The 18258-nt window shown below is 60.0% G+C and carries 19 protein-coding genes and 1 riboswitch; of the genes, 10 read left to right on the top strand and 9 right to left on the bottom strand.

Annotation, left to right across the window (positions count from 1 at the left end; translation table 11 throughout):
- Positions 1-14 precede the first annotated feature (14 nt).
- The gene (locus tag LOY68_RS07200; protein WP_265043823.1) at positions 15-1082 is read right to left on the bottom strand and encodes a putative urea ABC transporter substrate-binding protein; all 1068 of its coding nucleotides are present in this window, start codon (positions 1080-1082) and stop codon (positions 15-17) included.
- Positions 1083-1145: 63 nt separating this feature from the next.
- A riboswitch (guanidine-I (ykkC/yxkD leader) is annotated at positions 1146-1246 on the bottom strand.
- 273 nt (positions 1247-1519) lie between these two features.
- On the opposite strand from LOY68_RS07200, the gene LOY68_RS07205 reads away from it, so the two are divergent.
- Both LOY68_RS07205 and LOY68_RS07210 read left to right on the top strand, forming a co-directional pair.
- Positions 1520-1786 carry a hypothetical protein gene (locus LOY68_RS07205; RefSeq protein WP_265043825.1) on the top strand — a complete coding sequence of 89 codons (267 nt, stop codon included), beginning with the start codon at positions 1520-1522 and terminating at the stop codon, positions 1784-1786.
- Between the two features lie 200 nt (positions 1787-1986).
- A complete protein-coding gene (locus LOY68_RS07210; RefSeq protein ID WP_082356625.1) occupies positions 1987-2394 on the top strand; it encodes a hypothetical protein in 408 nt (135 codons plus the stop codon).
- Positions 2395-2457: 63 nt separating this feature from the next.
- Here LOY68_RS07210 and LOY68_RS07215 read toward each other — a convergent pair whose 3' ends face one another.
- On the bottom strand, positions 2458-3570 hold the full coding sequence (locus LOY68_RS07215) for an enoyl-CoA hydratase/isomerase family protein (RefSeq protein ID WP_265043827.1): 1113 nt from the start codon (positions 3568-3570) through the stop codon (positions 2458-2460).
- Between the two features lie 132 nt (positions 3571-3702).
- Here LOY68_RS07215 and ung point away from each other — a divergent pair, with 132 nt between their 5' ends.
- Positions 3703-4395 (top strand): uracil-DNA glycosylase, encoded by a 693-nt coding sequence (ung, locus tag LOY68_RS07220; RefSeq protein WP_163908925.1) that lies wholly within the window; start codon positions 3703-3705, stop codon positions 4393-4395.
- Between the two features lie 111 nt (positions 4396-4506).
- On the opposite strand, the gene LOY68_RS07225 is transcribed toward ung, so the two are convergent.
- Genes LOY68_RS07225 through LOY68_RS07240 form a run of 4 tightly spaced genes read right to left on the bottom strand, consistent with a single transcriptional unit; the run spans position 4507 to position 8542 of the window.
- Complete coding sequence (locus LOY68_RS07225) at positions 4507-5538, bottom strand: AbrB family transcriptional regulator (protein WP_265043830.1); 1032 nt, start codon at positions 5536-5538, stop codon at positions 4507-4509.
- Complete coding sequence (locus LOY68_RS07230) at positions 5531-7045, bottom strand: tripartite tricarboxylate transporter permease (RefSeq protein ID WP_265043831.1); 1515 nt, start codon at positions 7043-7045, stop codon at positions 5531-5533. The genes LOY68_RS07225 and LOY68_RS07230 overlap by 8 nt, the downstream gene beginning before the upstream one ends.
- Position 7046: 1 nt before the next feature.
- The gene (locus LOY68_RS07235) at positions 7047-7505 is read right to left on the bottom strand and encodes a tripartite tricarboxylate transporter TctB family protein (protein WP_054615871.1); all 459 of its coding nucleotides are present in this window, start codon (positions 7503-7505) and stop codon (positions 7047-7049) included.
- A gap of 59 nt (positions 7506-7564) precedes the next feature.
- A complete protein-coding gene (locus LOY68_RS07240; protein ID WP_163908927.1) occupies positions 7565-8542 on the bottom strand; it encodes a Bug family tripartite tricarboxylate transporter substrate binding protein in 978 nt (325 codons plus the stop codon).
- 390 nt (positions 8543-8932) lie between these two features.
- Here LOY68_RS07240 and LOY68_RS07245 point away from each other — a divergent pair, with 390 nt between their 5' ends.
- Together LOY68_RS07245 and LOY68_RS07250 are read left to right on the top strand one after the other, a co-directional pair.
- The gene (locus LOY68_RS07245) at positions 8933-9604 is read left to right on the top strand and encodes a response regulator (protein WP_265043834.1); all 672 of its coding nucleotides are present in this window, start codon (positions 8933-8935) and stop codon (positions 9602-9604) included.
- Positions 9597-10985 (top strand): sensor histidine kinase, encoded by a 1389-nt coding sequence (locus LOY68_RS07250; RefSeq protein WP_265043836.1) that lies wholly within the window; start codon positions 9597-9599, stop codon positions 10983-10985. Before LOY68_RS07245 ends, LOY68_RS07250 begins: the two co-directional genes overlap by 8 nt.
- A gap of 131 nt (positions 10986-11116) precedes the next feature.
- Here the strand turns inward: LOY68_RS07250 and LOY68_RS07255 are convergent, their stop codons facing one another.
- A complete protein-coding gene (locus LOY68_RS07255; protein ID WP_054046727.1) occupies positions 11117-11938 on the bottom strand; it encodes an HDOD domain-containing protein in 822 nt (273 codons plus the stop codon).
- Positions 11939-11974: 36 nt separating this feature from the next.
- Positions 11975-12916, bottom strand: coding sequence for a YgfZ/GcvT domain-containing protein (locus tag LOY68_RS07260; protein WP_265043838.1), 942 nt, complete (start codon positions 12914-12916; stop codon positions 11975-11977).
- Positions 12917-13064: 148 nt separating this feature from the next.
- Between LOY68_RS07260 and LOY68_RS07265 the strand changes: the two genes are divergently transcribed.
- Both LOY68_RS07265 and LOY68_RS07270 read left to right on the top strand, forming a co-directional pair.
- A complete protein-coding gene (locus LOY68_RS07265; RefSeq protein ID WP_007944081.1) occupies positions 13065-13319 on the top strand; it encodes a succinate dehydrogenase assembly factor 2 in 255 nt (84 codons plus the stop codon).
- The gene (locus LOY68_RS07270) at positions 13303-13755 is read left to right on the top strand and encodes a protein YgfX (protein WP_265043848.1); all 453 of its coding nucleotides are present in this window, start codon (positions 13303-13305) and stop codon (positions 13753-13755) included. The genes LOY68_RS07265 and LOY68_RS07270 overlap by 17 nt, the downstream gene beginning before the upstream one ends.
- Here the strand turns inward: LOY68_RS07270 and nadB are convergent.
- Positions 13724-15340, bottom strand: coding sequence for an L-aspartate oxidase (nadB, locus tag LOY68_RS07275; RefSeq protein WP_265043850.1), 1617 nt, complete (start codon positions 15338-15340; stop codon positions 13724-13726). The two genes, LOY68_RS07270 and nadB, sit on opposite strands and share 32 nt — an antisense overlap.
- Before the next feature lie 559 nt (positions 15341-15899).
- Here nadB and rpoE point away from each other — a divergent pair.
- Genes rpoE through LOY68_RS07290 form a run of 3 tightly spaced genes read left to right on the top strand, consistent with a single transcriptional unit; the run spans position 15900 to position 18067 of the window.
- The gene (gene rpoE / locus LOY68_RS07280) at positions 15900-16481 is read left to right on the top strand and encodes an RNA polymerase sigma factor RpoE (RefSeq protein ID WP_007944079.1); all 582 of its coding nucleotides are present in this window, start codon (positions 15900-15902) and stop codon (positions 16479-16481) included.
- A gap of 30 nt (positions 16482-16511) precedes the next feature.
- Complete coding sequence (locus LOY68_RS07285; RefSeq protein WP_265043857.1) at positions 16512-17099, top strand: sigma-E factor negative regulatory protein; 588 nt, start codon at positions 16512-16514, stop codon at positions 17097-17099.
- A gap of 8 nt (positions 17100-17107) precedes the next feature.
- Positions 17108-18067 (top strand): MucB/RseB C-terminal domain-containing protein, encoded by a 960-nt coding sequence (locus LOY68_RS07290; RefSeq protein ID WP_163908932.1) that lies wholly within the window; start codon positions 17108-17110, stop codon positions 18065-18067.
- The last annotated feature ends 191 nt before the right edge of the window (positions 18068-18258 follow it).

Genomic DNA, 18258 nt, shown 5'->3' on the forward strand with positions numbered 1-18258 from the left:
CCAGGTCCTCCTGTTTACAGCTTGGCGTCGGCGGCCATCTGCACGTAGCTCGGATCGAAGCGCAGCTTGAGGTTGGTCTTGTCTCCGCTTGTCACGCCGTTGGCGAAGGCCATGCCGACGGCGCTGGTGTCCTTGGCGCCTTCGCCCAGCAAGCCGTGCTGGAAGGAGAACTCGGCGACCTTGCGCATGGTTTCCGGCAATTGCTTGCTGGTGGAAAACGCCAGCGCCTCCTGCGGAGTAGCAAATAGCTTGGTGGTGTCGAGTTGCGACTGGAACCCGGCCAGGTCGGTGCCCGAGGCTTTGGCCATGTGTTCGAGAGCGGCTTTGCTCGCAGCGTTCTTGGCGTTCATCAACTCGACCACTTCGAACCAGGCACCGGTCAGCGCTTTGCCGAGGGCCGGGTTGTCTTTGAGGGTGGCGCTGTTGACCACCATCATGTCCATGATTTCGCCGGGCACCTGGCTGGAGTTGAAGACTTCGGTCACGCCGGGCTTGGCCTTGATGTCCGAGAGCATCGGGTTCCAGGTGGTGACGGCGTTGACCTGATCGGTGTTGAAGGCGGCGGAGATGTCGGCGTCGGAGGTGTTGACGACTTTCAGGTCTTTCTCGGTGAGATCGACCGAATCGAGCGCGCGAGCCAGCAGGTAGTGGGAGACCGACAGCTCCACCAGATTGACGTCCATGCCCTTGAGGTCGGCGACTTTCTTGCCTTCGCCTTTCAGCACGATGCCGTCGTTGCCGTTGGAGAAATCGCTGACGATCAGCGCGGTGCTGTCGACGCCACCGGCCGCCGGAATGGTCAGCGCATCCATGTTGGTCATGGTGCAGCCGTCGAACTGGCCGGCGGTGTATTGGTTGATGGATTCGACGTAGTCGTTGAGCTGCACCACATCGATCTTGATGCCGTACTTCTTCGCCCATTTGTCGACGATGCCTTGGCTGCCGGCGTATTCCCAGGGCATCCAGCCGGCGTAGATGGTCCAGCACACGCTGAAGTGATCTTTCTGGGCGGCGTGGGACGAGACGCTGACGAGGGCGGCGAATGCGGCGGCGAGCAGGGCGGGTATACGAAGTCGGGTCATGGGATGGTTCTCCAGTTGATCAAGGGCGGGCAGGAGTCAACGCGGCACCGCGAACGGTGGCTTGTCTCCCGGGCTTTTGTCCCGCCGTGTAACCTCAACTGGAGGTCGCCAACTCTCGGACCAGTCACTCGCCTAAGCGAGCCGGAACCCTAGTCAGCCATTGCAAATTGTGGTGCCGCGAACCTGTGATGACTCCTGCACGCCTTTACTAAAGCGAGAGCCGTGCCAAGTCGCTACGAGGCGTCTGGGCTGGGGGATGACGCCGATTGACCGATGGAAGAGGGCGTGTGATTGCCTTGTCATGGTGCGCCGGCGCACCGCAATGGGCCGCTGATCCGAAGGTTTTTGCCATCGCGCACTTGATCAAGGTTTCACAGTCAAACCAGGTGTGAGTCGGCCAGTGCCGACTGCTGTCGCGGGTCTTTCAGGAGGCCGCCATGGTTTATCAAAAATGGCTTCGTCGATTATTGCTGGGCGGGGTGTTGGGCTTGGGTCTGTCGGGTTGCTACTACTACGCTGGCACCGCCGACATTTACGCAACGCCGTATTACTACCCCGGTTATTACTACTCGCCTTATTACTACGGCTATTCCTACCCCCGGTATTACGGGCGCTATCGCTACTATTACTACGGCGGCCACGGCTATTACGGCGGTCGCGGACCGGGTTATTACCACGGTGATGGCCGTTACGGTCGCCACTGATCACGACGGCGCTTCCTCTGATAAGGAAGCGCCGTTTTTTTAGCGCGAAGATGAAAAACCTTTCATCGGCGACTTGTATCAATGTGTTTCAAGAACGCACCAGATTCCGAAATCGATGTCTGATCTTTCGACAGTCGCCAACAATTGGCTGTCGCCTGCCAGCGTCGCTGGTGTGGCTACTCGCGGTCCAGGAGGCCGCCATGTATCGCCGAATTCTTCTGCTGGTCGTGTTGAGTTTTTCCCTTGGTGCATGCGTTCCCTATTCCTACGGAGATGGAGGCAGCTACTACAGTTCTGAGGTCTACTCGTCCCCCGCGCCGGCTTACTACTCGGGCGGTGGAAGCTACTACTCGGCTCCACGCTATTACCAACCAGCACCGCGTTACTATCAGCCGGCTCCGCGTTATTACTCGGCGCCGCGTTATTACCAGGCGCAACCGCGCTACTACCAGTCCCACAACCGTGGCTGGCAAGGACATGACCGAGGCGGTTGGGATGGCCGCAATCGGGGCAACTGGGACAACTCCCGTGGTCACGATGGACGCGATCACCGGGGTGGACGTGGCGATGGTCGCGACGGTCGCGGAGGCCGGGGTGGTCACCGCTGATATTTCCAACAGCCAGCAATAAAAAAGCGGCGCATTAAGCGCCGCTTTTTTTGTGCCCGGATTTCAGTAATCCGATAAATCCGCCAACGGATGCCGACCTTCCCAAACCTTATGGAAATGCGCCTCCACCACCGCATCCGGCACATTGTTAATGTCCGGCCAGTGCCAGTGCGGCTTCTGATCCTTGTCGATCAACCGCGCCCGTACGCCTTCGCTGAATTCCGGGTGACGGCAGCAGTTAAGGCTGAGGGTGTATTCCATCTGGAAAACCTCGGCCAGCGACAAATGCCGGGCCCTGGCGATTTGTTCCCAGACCAGATGAGCGGTCACCGGCGAACCCTCTGTCATGGTTTTCGCGGCACGGTTGAGCAGAGGATCAGTGGAATCGCGCAAATGGCTGATGGCTTTCCAGGCGCAACGCACGTCGCTGACATCCAGCAATTCGTCGATCTGCTGGCGGCGCGGCAGCCATTGCGCTTCGGGCATCTGTGCGACGGCTTCTTGCTGCAAGGCCTTGAGCAGACTGTTGAGCTGCATCGAGGTCTGTTCCTGCCAGTTCAGTTGCAGCAGGCCTTCGACCAGTTCTTCCTGTTGCCCTTCGAGCAGGAAACGGTCGGCCAGATCCAGATCGATCGCATCCCGGGCATTCATATGCGCGCCAGTCAGGCCGAGGAACAACCCGAGCTTGCCGGGCAGCCGCGACAGGAACCAGCTGGCGCCGACGTCCGGGTACAAGCCGATGCTGATCTCCGGCATCGCCAAACGGCTGCTCGGCGTGACAATCCGGATGCTCGCGCCTTGCAGCAGGCCCATGCCGCCGCCGAGGACGTAACCGTGGCCCCAGCAGATCAGCGGTTTGGGGTAGGTGTGCAACTTGAAGTCGAGGCGATATTCCGCCGCGAAGAACTGTGCGGCCAGGGGCGGCACTTCTCCGGGATGTTGGCGACAAGCTTCGACCAGGCTGCGCACTTCGCCGCCGGCGCAGAAGGCCTTGGCGCCGTTGCCGCGCAACAAAACGCAGACGATTTGCGGATCCTTGGCCCAGGCGTCCATCTGGTCGCGCAGGGCGTTGATCATCGGCAAGGAGAGGGCATTCAACGACTTTTCGGCATCCAGGCTGGCGATGCCGATGCGGGCGCCGTCGGTGCCGGTGAGTTCTTCGAAGTGCAGATTCATCGTGACCTCGATCGGGAATTTGAGCGTTCAGTATGATCGCATTGCAGGAAAGTGCCGGTTCTGTGTCAGATCAATTGACAAGCCTGCCCAGCTTTCCTAGGGTTCGCCCCATTGTTTTTGCCGGGTATGACCATGACTGCTGACGACCGTATCAAACTCGAACCGAGCTGGAAGGAAGCGCTGCGTGACGAATTCGACCAGCCCTACATGGCAGAGTTGCGTTCATTCCTCCAACAAGAGCGCGCGGCCGGCAAGGAAATCTATCCGCCAGGCCCGATGATTTTCAACGCGCTCAACTCGACGCCGCTGGACAAGGTCAAGGTCGTGATTCTTGGCCAGGACCCGTATCACGGCCCGGGCCAGGCGCATGGCTTGTGCTTCTCGGTGCAACCGGGCGTGCCGGCGCCACCGTCGTTGGTCAACATCTATAAAGAGTTGAAACGCGACCTGAACATCGACATCCCGAGCCATGGCTACCTGCAAAGCTGGGCTGATCAGGGCGTGCTGATGATCAACACCACCATGACCGTCGAGCGCGCGAATGCCAATGCGCACAAGGACAAGGGCTGGCAGTTTTTTACTGATCGGATCATCGAAGTGGTTAGCGCGCATCAGCCGCATCTGGTGTTCATGCTCTGGGGCGCGCATGCCCAGAGCAAGCAGAAGCTGATCGATGCGACCAAGCATCTGGTGTTGACCTCGGTGCACCCGTCGCCGTTGTCCGCCTATCGCGGCTTCCTCGGTTGCGGGCACTTCAGCCGGACCAACAAGTTTCTGGAACAGAATGGCGAGGCGCCGATCGAGTGGCGGTTGCCGCCGGTTTGATGCGCTGACCGTCAGGGCCCCTTCGCGAGCAAGCCCGCTCCCACATTGGATTTGTGGTGTTCACAAATCCAATGTGGGAGCGGGCTTGCTCGCGAAGCAGGCGCCTCGGTCTTATTCCGGCATTTTGTTCCAATACTTGAACAACGGCTCCGCCAGAAACAACACAAACAACAGCCGCATTACCTGCATCGCCGTCACCAGCGGCACCGACAATTGCAGGGTCTCCGCCGTCAAACTCATCTCCGCAATCCCGCCGGGCATCATGCCCAATGTCAGCGAACGCAAATCCAGATGGGTCAGCGCACTCAATCCTAGCGCCGCCGCCGTGGCGATCAACATGGTCAGCACCGTGCCAATCAATGTCCGTCCCATAAACGACGGTGCGCGCCGGAAGAATTGCCGATTGAAGTGACAACCCAAGCCACTGCCAATCAGCCATTGACCGATCTGGCTGCCGCCGTTGGGCAAACCGATGTGCAAATCCCAACTGATACTGACCGCCGCGCTCACCAGCAACGGCCCGAACAGCCAAGGATTGGGCTGACGCAACCGCTGCCAGACCCAGGCGAGCAGGGCGCCCGCCGGGAATAGAATCGCCAGCCAACGCCAATCAACCGCCGTGGCATGCGAGATTGGCGTGCCGTCCCCCAGCAGATACTTGAACGCCGCCGGCACACACAGCACCACCACCAGCACCCGCAAACTTTGCCCCGCCGCGACCCGGCTAAGCACCGCGCCATTACGCGCGCCGAGGTTGACCATCTCGCCGGAACCGCCCGGCATGCTGGAGAAGAACGCGGTAGCGCGGTCCTCCCCGGTGCGCCGCATCAACCAGACCCCGACCACACTGGACAGGCTGGTGACCAACGCACCGAAGAAGATCAAGCCGAAGTGGCTCAACACCTGCTCCATCACCACCGGGGTGAAGTGCAGGCCGATGCCGATGCCGACGATCCACTGGCCGCATTTGCGCCCGCCAGGGATTTCCGCGAGTTGCCAAGGTGTGAGGCAGCGCACCAGGATGATCGCCAGCAACGAGCCGACCATCCACGGTAGCGGCCAGCCGACCTGGCTGGCGAGGTAACCGCCGAGCAGGCCGACCAGCGGTGTTCCCCACCAGGTTTTGAAGGGACGATCAGACATCGGCAATGGCGCGCCTCGCAACCGAACGTTTACGCCAGATCCGCAGGAGTGGCATCAGCAGCATAAGCGCAGTCAGCACCCAGACACCAAACGTGATCGGGCTCGACCAGAGGATTTCCAGTGCACCGTTGGAAATCGACAGGGCGCGCCGCAGGTTCTGCTCCATCAAGCCGCCGAGGATGAACCCGAGCAATACCGGCGACAACGGGAAGTCCAGTTTGCGCAGGATGTAGCCGAAGATACCGATGCCGACCATCAGGAACAGATCGAACGTAGTCGCGTGCACCGCATAGACGCCGATCCCGGTAATGATCGCGATCACTGGCACCAGCGCCCAGTTCGGCACGGCGAGGATGCGGGTGAAGATGCGGATCATCGGGATGTTGAGGATCACCAGCATGATGTTGGCGACGAACAACGAGGCGATCAGGCCCCAGACGATGTCCGGTTGCTGTTGGAACAGCAGCGGGCCCGGCGTGATGTTGTACAGCGACAGGGCGCCGATCATCACCGCCGTGGTGCCCGAACCCGGAACGCCGAGGGTCAGCATCGGCACCAATGCGCCACAGGCCGATGCGCCGATCGCGGTTTCCGGCGCCGCGAGGCCGCGCATGTCGCCTTGGCCGAACGTGCCTTTGGCACCGGCGATGCGTTTCTCGGTCATGTACGCCACGGCGCTGGCGAGTGTCGCGCCGGCACCCGGCAATACGCCCATGATGAAGCCCAACAGACCGCAACGGATGTTCACCACGAACACCGAAGACGCTTCCTTGAAGTTGAACATCATCCGGCCGGTGGCTTTCACTGCTTCCTGGCCGCGATGGGTTTTTTCCAGCAGCAGGAGGATTTCGCTGATGGAGAACAGGCCCAATACCAACACGACGAACTGAATGCCGTCGGTCAAATGGATGTTGTCCCCGGTGAATCGATACACGCCGCTGTTGGCATCGATCCCGACGCTCGACAGAAACAGGCCGATCAGCGCCGCGATAAACGTTTTCAACGGACGATCACCGGCCATGCCGCCGAGGCAGACAATCGCGAACACCATCAGTACGAAATATTCCGCGGGGCCGAAGGCGATCGCCCATTTCGCCAGCAGTGGGGCGAACAGCACCATGCCGCAAGTGGCGATGAACGCGCCGATAAACGAACTCCACGCCGACAGCGACAACGCCACACCGGCCAGGCCTTTGCGGGCCATCGGGTAACCGTCGAGGGTGGTCATTACAGTGGACGCTTCGCCCGGAATGTTCAGCAGGATCGAGCTGATCCGCCCGCCGTATTCGCAACCCAGGTACACCGCCGCCAGCAGGATCAGCGCCGATTCCGGCGGCAGACCGAGGGCGAAGGCAATCGGGATCAACAGTGCCACGCCGTTGATCGGGCCCAGGCCCGGCAACAGGCCGACGACGGTGCCGATCAGCGTGCCGCAGAGTGCGGTCACCAGGTTGTACGGGCTCAGCGCGACGCCGAAACCCTGGCCCAAATAGCCAAAAGTATCCATATCAGTTCTCCAGAACGTCGAGCAGGCCCAGGGGCAGCGGCACGTCCATCAACTTGTCGAACAGCAGGTAGAGACCAATGCTCATCAGCGTGGTGACGACGATGCTCGGCACCCAGCGACCGCCGTACAGACGCGCCATCGGAATGCCGATCAGGATGCTGCTGAGAATGAAGCCCAACGGTTCGAACAGCCCGGCGAAGATCAGCAGCAAGACGATGCAGATGCCGATTTTGTTCAGGGTTTCGCGGTCGAGTTTCGGGTCGTCATCGCTGTGCACGATGGGCGTCGGGCGAAACAGCATGTACAGCAAGCCAAGGCCCATCAGCCCGAGCATCAACAGCGGAAAGGCCCGAGGCCCCACGGGTTCGTAGGAGAAAGCCGCTTGATACGGCCATGCCATCAGCGCCAGGCCGACACAGATCGCCAGCAGCACCGAAGCAAAAATGCGTTGTAAGAGCATGAGGAACTCCTGGGCCGCGACCCCGCGCAAGCGAGGCCGCAGCCGCTAGACAGAGACGATCACTGGATCAGGCCGAACTCTTTGGCCAGCACTTTGTAGTCCGCGACTTGCTTCTTCACGTAGGTGTCCAGCTCCGGGCCGGTCATGGCGAACGGGAACAGTTCACGCTGATCGCGCAGCTTGGCGAACTCGTCGGAAGCCAGCAGTTTGTCGAAGGCGTCTTTCCACCAGGCGTAGTCTTCGTCGCTGACTTTTGGCCCGAGGTAGAAACCGCGAACCACTGGCCAGACGATGTCGTAGCCTTGCTCCTTGGCGGTCGGGATGTCCTTCATTTCCGGCTCGTCCAGACGCTTCTCGGAGAACACCGCCAACAGGCGCATGTCGCCGCTCTGGATGTGCGGCATGGAGTCGGAAATATCCGTGCTGCCGACCTGGATGTGACCGCCAAGCAGCGCGGTGGCGATTTCACCGCCGCCTTCGAGGGCGACGTAACGCAAGTCACGCGGGTTGATCCCGGCAGCCTTGGCGATCAGCGCGGTTTGCATCCAGTCCTGGCTGCCGACGGTGCCGCCGGAACCGATCACCACTTTGCTTGGATCTTTCTTCAATGCTTGAACGAGATCGTCGAGGGTCTTGTAGGGCGAATCACTTTTCACCGCGATCGCGCCGTAGCTGGTACCGACCGCTGCCAACCAACGCACGTTGGTCTCATCGAAACGCCCGAACTTGCCTTGGGCCAGGTTCAACAGCGAGCCGCTGGACCACGCCACCAGCGTGCCGGCATCGGCCGGGCGCTGGGCGACTACGGCGTTGTACGCCACTGCGCCGACACCGCCGGGCATGTAGGTCACACGCATCGGTTTGGTCAGCAGCTTTTCATTCACCAGCGCGCTTTGCGCCAGTTTGCAGGTCAGGTCGAAACCGCCGCCGGGGGAGGCCGGGGCGATGCATTCCGGGCGCTTGGGCTCGGCCATGAGTTGGCCGGCGAACAGCATGCAACTGGCGGCAAGGGCGAAACGGCGCAGTGATCGATTCATAAGTGTCTCCACGGGAGTTATTGTTTTTTGGGATGTTTCAGAGGCGGCAGTTTCGCGTCGCGCAGCCGGTCAGCGCGCGGGCAAGCGTAAACGATAGGGATCGGGAAAAGGGGTGGGGCGGGCAAATCTGGAGCTGTATGGACAGCATGGTGCAGTACCTCGTTATTGTTCTTATTGGCGAAAACGCATCAAGGCGTTTTTCGGGAGCTACATTTCAAAGCACGATTCGATGGCCTGCAGTCGAAACCATCCGTGGCCGACTCTAACGGTCGAACCTTTCGCTAACCTTTCAGCTGGCTTTCACGGTTTTCGGGCTTCACAGCGGCGGATGCGGATGTAAACTCCGCGCCAAAGAATGGCGTCGACCATCCCTGAATGAGGTGAATATCCATGCGTGTCCTGCTCGTCGAAGACCATCTGCAGCTCGCCGAAAGTGTCGCCCAGGCGCTCAAGAGCACCGGGTTGACCGTGGATGTTTTGCACGACGGCGTGGCGGCCGACCTGGCCTTGAGCAGCGAGGAATACTCCATGGCGATCCTTGATGTCGGCCTGCCGCGCATGGATGGTTTCGAAGTGCTGGCGCGCCTGCGGGCCCGGGGCAAGAACCTGCCGGTGTTGATGCTGACCGCCCGCAGCGACGTCAAGGACCGGGTTCATGGCTTGAATCTGGGCGCCGATGATTACCTGGCCAAACCGTTTGAACTGACCGAACTCGAAGCCCGGGTCAAAGCCTTGCTGCGGCGCAGCGTGTTAGGCGGCGAACGTCAGCAACGTTGCGGCGTGCTGGCCTACGACCTGGACACCCGGCGCTTCACCCTCGGCGAAGAACTACTGACCCTGACTTCTCGCGAGCAGGCAGTGCTAGAAGCGCTGATCGCGCGTCCCGGTCGGGTGATGAGCAAGGAGCAACTGGCTTCCCAGGTGTTTGGCCTGGATGAAGAAGCCAGCCCCGACGCCATCGAAATCTACGTCCACCGCTTGCGCAAGAAACTCGATGGCCAACCGGTGGCGATCGTGACCTTCCGCGGCCTCGGTTATTTGCTGGAAAGCCGCGATGCATAAGCCCAGCAGCCTGCGTTGGCGGTTGCTGTGGAACCTGGCGTCGTTGCTGGTGGTGTTGATGTTGGCCAGTGGTTTGAGCGCGTACTGGAATGGTCGCGAAGCCGCCGATACCGCTTATGACCGCACCTTGCTGGCCTCGGCGCGGACCATTGCCGCCGGGGTTTCCCAGCGCGACGGCACTCTCAGCGCCGATGTGCCTTACGTGGCGCTCGACACCTTTGCCTACGACAGCGCCGGGCGCATTTTTTATCTGGTCAACGACATTCACCAGAACCTGATCTCCGGTTACGAAAATCTTCCGCCACCGCCGCCAGGAACGCCGCGCACCGATGACTATCCGGCGCTGGCGCGTTTCTACAACGCCGTTTATCGCGGGCAGAACGTGCGCGTGGTGAGCCTGCTCAAGCCGGTGAGCGAGCCGAACATGAATGGTATGGCGGAAATCCGTGTCGCGGAAACCGATGAGGCGCGGGTCAGCATGGCCCGCAGTCTGGCGGCGGATACGTTGCTGCGACTGGGCATGTTGGCGATTGGCGCGTTGCTGTTGGTCTGGTTCGCGGTCAGTGCGGCGCTGCGTCCGCTGGAGCGTCTGCGCACGGCGGTGGAGGAGCGGCAATCGGACGACTTGCGTCCTTTGCCGCTGGTGGAAGTGCAGCATGAATTGTGGCCGCTGGTGCGGGCGCTCAATCACTTTACCGAGCGTTTGCGCGGGCAGTTCGAGCGTCAGGCGCAGTTCATTGCCGATGCCGCGCATGAATTACGCACGCCACTGGCGGCGCTCAAGGCGCGACTCGAATTGGGCTTGCGCTCAAGCGAGCCACAAACCTGGTGTAGCACACTGGAAACCGCCGCCCAGGGCACGGATCGCCTGACGCACCTGGCCAATCAGTTGCTGTCGCTGGCCCGGGTCGAAAACGGCGCGCGAGCGATTGCCGAGGGCGGCGCGCAGTTGCTCGACTTGAGCCAGTTGGCCCGGGAACTGGGCATGGCCATGGCGCCGCTGGCTCATGCACGCGGCGTGGCGCTGGCGCTGGAGGCCGAGGAGCCGGTGTGGCTGCGTGGCGAGCCGACGTTGTTGAACGAGTTGCTGAGCAATCTGGTGGACAACGCTCTGGCGCACACGCCGCCGGGAGGCAATGTGATTTTGCGCGTGACGGCACCGGCGGTGCTGGAGGTCGAGGACGATGGGCCGGGAATTCCTCTGGAAGAGCGCGATCGGGTGTTCGAGCGCTTTTATCGGCGCAATCAGCAGGTTGCGGGATCAGGGTTAGGCTTGGCGATTGTCGGCGAGATCTGCCGCGCGCATTTGGCGCAAATCAGTTTGCATGACGGGGAGCGGGCGGGGTTGAAGGTTCGGGTGAGTTTTATTGCGGGGGAGTGAGGGTGTTTGTGATGGCCTCTTCGCGAGCAAGCCCGCTCCCACAGGTTATCTCTGTCGTACACAAAATACGTGATCGCCGGAAATCCAATGTGGGAGCGGGCTTGCTCGCGAATGAGGCAACTCGGTCTTGCCTAATAAAACATCGATCGCGACTCTTCCAGATCCCTGCACATCGCTTCGTTCTCAGGATCAATCCCCAGCTTCTTGAACGCCGGCACATTGAACGCATCGATTCGGGCTAGCGGATGGTCAGTGTCTTTGTGGCAATACAGGCAGGCGACCTGCACCACGTCGACATAATCCACCCTTGCGGAATCACGCTTGAAGTCGAGGTATTGCCCCGGCAATTTCACCAGCATTTCTGGAAACTCCCAGACGCTGAGCAGTTTGTCGCCGAGCAGCGGATGAATTCGGTCGATCACATGATTGAGGCTGACCGGGTCCGAGAGCAGCTCGTAGTGATCTTCGGCGTAGGTCAGGATCGGCAGCACGCCAATCTGATGCACCAACCCGCCCAGCGCCGCCTGATCAGGTTTGAGTTGGGTATAGCTGCGGCACAGCGAGTAGCTGATCCCGGCGATTTCCAGGCTTTTGCGCCAAACGTCGCGCATTTTCTGTTCCACCACCTCGGAGCGGGCGTGGAAAATCTGCTCCATCACCAGACCAATGGCCAGGTTGCTGCTGTAGTTCACGCCCAGTCGGGTGATGGCGGTGTGCAGGTCGGTGACTTCCTGAGTTGCCCGCAGCAACGGGCTGTTGACCACTTTGATCAGGCGCGCCGACAGCGCGGTATCGCGACCGATCACTTTGCTCAGGGTGCTAACGCTGATTTCCGGATCTTCAGCGGCCTTGCGAATCTGCAGGGCCACTTCCGGCAATGTTGGCAGAACCAGGTCATCGTTATCGATGGCCTCAACCAAATCCTGTTGGACCTTATCCGCCAGCTCACTCATTTCTGTTCTCTAGGGTCTTGCATAAAAATACTGCGCTCAGCGCTGGATTTCTTTATCGCGATCCAGTGCGTAGGGCAGGTCGAGCAAGTGCAAGGCAGGGCCTTCGAGCGCCGCCAAGTGGATGTCGCCTGTCTCTGCTGCTTCGGCTTGCAGCACGGCCAGGAGTTCAATGTTTTGCTCGCCGCGAGCGGCAATCACCACTTCGCCAATCGAACTGTTGTGGCTCGGGGCAAACAGCTGGGTGCCGGGCTCCGGCAATTCACTGCCGTCCAGCTTCAGGCGATACAAGCGACGCTTGAGTTTGCCCAGGTATTGCATCCGCGCGACGATTTCCTGGCCGGTGTAGCAGCCTTTCTTGAAACTCACGCCGCCGACGGCTTGCAGGTTGAGCATTTGCGGGATGAACAGCTCACGGGTGCTCGGCATGACCTGGCCGATGCCTGCGCGGATCTGGCCCAGCAACCATTGATTCAGCTCGCCTTCGGCCAGCAGGGCGGACAGCTTGGCCTTGATAGCGTCGGCCTGGTCGGCGGCGACCCACAGTTCGGCGCGCTCAGGTGAGACGCGAATGGCGATCAGGTCGTCATTGCGTGCAACGCTGTCGGTGTCTGCCGGCAACTCAAGACCGAGGCTGCGCAGTGCTGCATCGCCATGGTCGAGGCCGAAGCGAACCCAGGCGGCGCTTTCATCGGTCAGTTTGGATTTGGAAAACACCGCGTACTTTTTCAGGTCCGCCAGTTGCGGCTCCAGCAGTTCGCTGGCCATGGCCAGGAGCACGCCGTCGCCTTGCAGCAAAATACGGAAACTCGACTGCATCCGGCCCTTCTGGGTGCAGCGGGCGCCGAGGCTGGCCTGGGTGTCGCTCAGGTAGTTAAGGTTGCAGGTCAGTTGGCCTTGCAGGAATTTGCCGGCATCCGCGCCGCGAACCGCGAGAACGCCTTCGTGTGACAGGGTGCAGAAAAAAGCAGAATCGGCCATGGGTCATCGCAGGGTAAAGAGTCTGGAGGACATCATAAGGGGGCGCCCATGAAATGGGTAGTTCACAAAAGGACAGGAGGCCCGACCAAAGCCGACTGTTCGCTCAGGCTTTGGGCTGTATACTTGCCGCCTATTTGAGGAGCGCTCCATGGTCGAAGATGTTGAACTGAATCGCCTCTACTGGCACAGCCGCCGCGGCATGCTTGAGCTTGACGTGTTGCTGGTGCCGTTCGTGAAAGAGGTCTATCCGCACCTCAATGATGTCGACCGCGACTGCTACCGCAAGCTGCTTGAATGCGAAGATCAGGACATGTTCGGCTGGTTCATGGAGCGTGCCGAATCCGAAGATCCGGAACTTCAGCGCATGGTTCGCATGATCCTGGATCGTGTCCAGCCCAAGTAACACGTTCGAATGCCGCTGGCATGCCTCACGGCTGTTGCTGGCGGCTTACGGTTTGGCCCAGCTGTTCGCGCTGGGCTCGTTGTTTCTTCTTTCCATACCGGCCTGGGCTTACGCGCTCGGCATGTTGCTGTGCGTGGCCCACGGTTTTTGGGCATTGCCGCGCCAGATTCTGCTGACACACCCTCAGGCAATTCGCGGCCTGCGCCGCGATGCCGATGGCTGGCAATTGTGGAGTCAGGCTCAGGGTTGGCAGCCTGTGCAGTTGCGGCCGGACAGCCTGGCGCTACCGTTGGTCGTGGTGCTGCGCTTTCGTCGGCGCGGCGAACGGCGGGTCAGCACGATTTGCGTGCCTCGGGATTCGCAGACGGCGGATCTGCACCGACGCCTGCGTGTCCGTTTGACGTTCAGTCGACGTAGGTGGGCGGCACCAGAATAGTGTCCAGGGCTTCTGGCAACAGGTTCGGGTAGTCGAGGGTGTAATGCAGTCCGCGACTTTCCTTGCGTTCCATCGCTGACTGGATCATCAACTCGGCCACCTGGGCCAGGTTGCGCAACTCGATCAAATCCCGGCTGACTTTATAGTTGCTGTAGAACTCATCGATTTCGTCCAGCAGCAGGCGCACCCGGTGCTGAGCCCGTTGCAGGCGCTTATTGGTGCGCACGATGCCGACGTAGTCCCACATAAAGCGCCGCAGTTCATCCCAGTTGTGCGCAATGATCACGTCTTCGTCAGAGTCGGTAACCTGGCTCGCATCCCAGACGGGCAGGGCGATCGGGATCGACACCTGCGGCAACTGCTGGAGAATGTCCGCCGCCGCCGAGCGCGCATAGACGAAGCATTCCAGCAGCGAGTTGCTGGCCATGCGGTTGGCGCCGTGCAAGCCGGTAAAGCTGGTTTCGCCAATGGCGTATAGCCCCGGCACATCGGTGCGGCCCTGCTGATCGACCATCACGCCGCCGCAGGTGTAGTGCGCCGCCGGCACCACCGGGATCGGCTGTTTGGTGATGTCGATGGAAAACTCGAGGCAACGTTCGTACACCGTCGGGAAATGGCTCTTGATGAACGCTTCGGGCTTGTGGCTGATGTCCAGGTAGACGCAGTCGATACCCAGGCGCTTCATCTCGTGGTCGATGGCCCGGGCGACGATGTCCCGTGGCGCCAGTTCGGCTCGCGGGTCGAAGCGTTGCATGAAGCGTTCGCCGTTCGGCAGCTTCAAGTGCGCACCTTCGCCGCGCAGGGCTTCGGTGATCAGGAAACTCTTGGCCTGCGGGTGATACAGGCAGGTGGGGTGGAACTGGTTGAACTCCAGGTTCGCCACCCGGCAACCCGAACGCCAGGCCATGGCGATGCCATCACCGCAGGCGCCATCGGGGTTGCTGGTATAGAGGTAGACCTTGGCGGCACCGCCGGACGCGAGAATCACAAAGCGTGCGCCGTAGGTGTCGACTTCGCCGCTGGCGCGATTGAGCACATAGGCGCCGAGGCAGCGATCGCCTTCCAGGCCAAGGCGCTTTTCGGTGATCAGGTCGACCGCGACCCGCTGTTCCAGCAATTCGATATTCGGGCGTTTCTTGGCCTGATCGAGCAAGGTTCTGAAGATTGCCGCGCCGGTGGCATCGGCGGCATGGATGATGCGCCGATGGCTGTGGCCGCCTTCACGGGTCAGGTGGAATTCGAAACCGCCGTCTTCAGTGCCGGACTGCTCGTCGCGGGTAAACGGGACGCCTTGATCGATCAGCCACTGGATGGCTTCTTTACTGTGCTCGACGGTAAAGCGAACGGCGTCTTCATGGCACAGGCCACCGCCGGCATTGAGGGTGTCATCGACGTGGGACTCAACGGTATCGGTGTCATCCAGCACGGCGGCGACACCGCCCTGGGCCCAGAACGTCGAGCCATTGGCGAGGTCGCCTTTGCTCAGTACGGCGATGCGCAGGTGACCGGGCAGGGTCAGCGCAAGGCTCAAGCCGGCAGCGCCGCTGCCAATCACCAGGACATCATGTTGAAACTGTTGGCTCATTTCAGGATTCCGCTCAAAGCGACCCGGGTCGGGGTTGGCGCAAGACACCTGGATCGGCGAGTCAGGCAGCCACACAGCCCACTAGTATATAGAGGGGGGGATCGGCACAATAGCCGGGCCTACATGGCATTGTGAAACTACTGTGACGGAATAGACCGCGCGCTTCGTCGGATGTTTTTTTCGCCGGTTCGGCGACAAGACGACTGTATCGTGGATTTAACAGTCTTTTTCGCTCCACGGTTGCACAATGTCGGTTGCACCCGGCTATAAATATTTGGAACTTTTGCCAAAGGCCCAAGATCAATAGCTGGTTGCCTGAATCAAGGGGACAGTGTCGGCTTCGGAGCGGGATCTGCGGTTTGGTCCTTGCCGGCGAATCCGATGACAAGATTATTCGCGCAGCCGGGTTAACCCGAGCTGCGCTTTTCGTGCGTGCCAAATCAGAGCCCGCAGGAAACTTGCTTGGAGGGGGAGAACTTTTGCGAAAAGCCCGAGTCTATGTTTGCAAGTCTGGTCGTTTAGTTATGCAAGCCTCCTTCGAGCTTATCGAGGAGTGTTCATGCTAACCCAGGAAGAGGATCAGCAGCTCGTCGAGCGCGTTCAACGCGGCGACAAGCGAGCTTTCGATCTGCTAGTGCTGAAATATCAGCACAAAATTCTCGGGTTGATCGTGCGTTTCGTGCACGACACCCATGAAGCCCAGGATGTCGCACAGGAAGCCTTTATCAAGGCTTACCGTGCACTTGGTAATTTCCGCGGAGACAGCGCGTTTTACACGTGGCTTTACCGCATCGCCATTAACACGGCGAAAAACTATCTGGTTTCACGCGGCCGTCGGCCGCCGGATAGTGATGTCAGTTCCGAAGACGCAGAGTTCTACGACGGCGATCATGGCCTCAAGGATCTCGAGTCGCCAGAACGCGCATTACTGCGGGATGAGATCGAAGGCACCGTCCATCGAACCATCCAGCAACTTCCAGAAGATTTGCGTACGGCCTTAACTTTACGTGAATTCGATGGTCTGAGTTACGAGGACATTGCAGCCGTCATGCAATGCCCGGTGGGTACCGTGCGCTCCCGGATTTTCCGGGCTCGGGAAGCCATCGATAAAGCCCTGCAGCCGTTGTTGCAGGAAAACTGAGACAGCGGCGACAGCCAAGAGAGGAACGCCATGAGTCGTGAAGCCCTGCAGGAATCGCTGTCCGCAGTGATGGATAACGAAGCGGACGAGCTGGAATTGCGTCGGGTACTGAATGCCTTTGACGACGTTGAAACCCGCGAAACCTGGGCTCGTTACCAGATCGCTCGGGCAGTCATGCATAAGGATCTGTTGCTTCCACGTCTGGACATCGCTGCGGCAGTCTCTGCTGCGCTGGAAGATGAAGCCGTCCCGGCCAAGGCATCTCTTGGTCCATGGCGCAGCCTGGGTCGTTTGGCCGTCGCTGCTTCGGTAACCGTCGCTGTACTGGCGGGTGTTCGTCTTTACAACCAGGACGAAATTGCCGGGGTCGAACTGGCTCAGCAATCCACGCAGTCCACCCTGGCCGCTCCACAGGTCAAGGGCCCAGCTGTATTAGCAGGCTATAGTGAGAGTTCGGAAGCCACTGGTCCTATGGCCAACGGCGTTTTGCAAGGTCAGCCGGGCTGGCACGATCAGCGTCTGCCAAGCTACTTGCGCCAACATGCTCAACAGGCTGCACTGAAAGGCACTGAAAGCGCTCTGCCTTACGCTCGTGCAGCAAGCCTGGAAAACCGCTAAGGAGGATCATGCGCGCCATACCTTTACTTACGCTTCTGCTCGGTGGCTGGTTCATTGTTCCAGCCCATGCCGACGAAGCCCAGGACTGGTTGACACGTCTGGGCCAGGCCGAGCAACAGCAAAGCTTTCACGGCACTTTTGTTTACGAGCGTAACGGTAGTTTTTCTACCCATAACATCTGGCACCGCGTCCAGGATGGCAAGGTCCGCGAGCGTTTACTCCAGCTCGACGGCTCGGCACAGGAAGTCGTGCGCATTGATGGACATACTCAATGCGTCAGCGGCACCCTGATCGCAGGGCTGGGGGACTCTCCCAACTCTGCCGCTCGTGCACTCGATCCACAAAAGCTCAAGAATTGGTACGACCTTGCCGTCATCGGCAAGTCGCGTGTGGCTGGGCGTGCGGCAGTGATTGTTTCACTGACGCCGCGCGATCAGCATCGTTACGGTTTTGAATTACACCTGGACAAAGAAACGGGCTTGCCCCTGAAGTCATTGCTGCTCAATGACAAAGGGCAGTTGCTCGAGCGCTTCCAGTTCACGCAACTGGATACCGCCGATGTCCCGTCGGACAAAGATTTGCTGGCAGGTCCTGATTGCAAGGCGCTCACTCTCGACACTGACAAGGCTACGGCTGTGAAAACCGCCGAGGTCTGGCATTCGGACTGGCTGCCGCCGGGTTTCGAACTCAGTAGCAGCTCCTCGCGCAAAGACCCCGAGACCAAAACCCAAGTCAGCAGTCTGATGTACGACGACGGCCTGGCCCGCTTCTCGGTGTTCCTTGAGCCGCTGAATGGCGCGACGGTCACCGATACGCGTACCCAGTTGGGTCCAACCGTTGCCGTTTCCCGACGCTTGACCACACCCCAAGGCGAGATGATGGTCACCGTAGTCGGTGAAATTCCCATCGGTACCGCCGAACGGATTGCGCTGTCCATGCGCAACAATGCTGCTACGGCCAAACAGTGAGCTGAATTACGATGCTCATGGATCGGCGATTTGATTGTGCGAGAGGTCAGTAATGCCTATCCCGCCGTTGAGATGTCGAAATGTTTGGTGAGCATTTTCATTTGCAAATACCCCTGAATTTTTCTATAGGTCAGAGCCTCTCGGCTCTGGCCTTGTTTGTTGTTCCCGGAACAAAAATACCGGCGTATCGT

The sequence above is a fragment of the Pseudomonas sp. B21-053 genome, from assembly GCF_026016365.1.
Classification (GTDB): Bacteria; Pseudomonadota; Gammaproteobacteria; order Pseudomonadales; family Pseudomonadaceae; genus Aquipseudomonas; species Aquipseudomonas nunensis.

Coding starts and splice junctions, on each gene's coding strand:
- LOY68_RS07200 (WP_265043823.1), bottom strand. CDS start 1,082: ATGACCCGACTTCGTATACCCGCCCTGCTCGCCGCCGCATTCGCCGCC.
- LOY68_RS07205 (WP_265043825.1), top strand. CDS start 1,520: ATGGTTTATCAAAAATGGCTTCGTCGATTATTGCTGGGCGGGGTGTTG.
- LOY68_RS07210 (WP_082356625.1), top strand. CDS start 1,987: ATGTATCGCCGAATTCTTCTGCTGGTCGTGTTGAGTTTTTCCCTTGGT.
- LOY68_RS07215 (WP_265043827.1), bottom strand. CDS start 3,570: ATGAATCTGCACTTCGAAGAACTCACCGGCACCGACGGCGCCCGCATC.
- ung (WP_163908925.1), top strand. CDS start 3,703: ATGACTGCTGACGACCGTATCAAACTCGAACCGAGCTGGAAGGAAGCG.
- LOY68_RS07225 (WP_265043830.1), bottom strand. CDS start 5,538: ATGTCTGATCGTCCCTTCAAAACCTGGTGGGGAACACCGCTGGTCGGC.
- LOY68_RS07230 (WP_265043831.1), bottom strand. CDS start 7,045: ATGGATACTTTTGGCTATTTGGGCCAGGGTTTCGGCGTCGCGCTGAGC.
- LOY68_RS07235 (WP_054615871.1), bottom strand. CDS start 7,505: ATGCTCTTACAACGCATTTTTGCTTCGGTGCTGCTGGCGATCTGTGTC.
- LOY68_RS07240 (WP_163908927.1), bottom strand. CDS start 8,542: ATGAATCGATCACTGCGCCGTTTCGCCCTTGCCGCCAGTTGCATGCTG.
- LOY68_RS07245 (WP_265043834.1), top strand. CDS start 8,933: ATGCGTGTCCTGCTCGTCGAAGACCATCTGCAGCTCGCCGAAAGTGTC.
- LOY68_RS07250 (WP_265043836.1), top strand. CDS start 9,597: ATGCATAAGCCCAGCAGCCTGCGTTGGCGGTTGCTGTGGAACCTGGCG.
- LOY68_RS07255 (WP_054046727.1), bottom strand. CDS start 11,938: ATGAGTGAGCTGGCGGATAAGGTCCAACAGGATTTGGTTGAGGCCATC.
- LOY68_RS07260 (WP_265043838.1), bottom strand. CDS start 12,916: ATGGCCGATTCTGCTTTTTTCTGCACCCTGTCACACGAAGGCGTTCTC.
- LOY68_RS07265 (WP_007944081.1), top strand. CDS start 13,065: ATGGTCGAAGATGTTGAACTGAATCGCCTCTACTGGCACAGCCGCCGC.
- nadB (WP_265043850.1), bottom strand. CDS start 15,340: ATGAGCCAACAGTTTCAACATGATGTCCTGGTGATTGGCAGCGGCGCT.
- rpoE (WP_007944079.1), top strand. CDS start 15,900: ATGCTAACCCAGGAAGAGGATCAGCAGCTCGTCGAGCGCGTTCAACGC.
- LOY68_RS07285 (WP_265043857.1), top strand. CDS start 16,512: ATGAGTCGTGAAGCCCTGCAGGAATCGCTGTCCGCAGTGATGGATAAC.
- LOY68_RS07290 (WP_163908932.1), top strand. CDS start 17,108: ATGCGCGCCATACCTTTACTTACGCTTCTGCTCGGTGGCTGGTTCATT.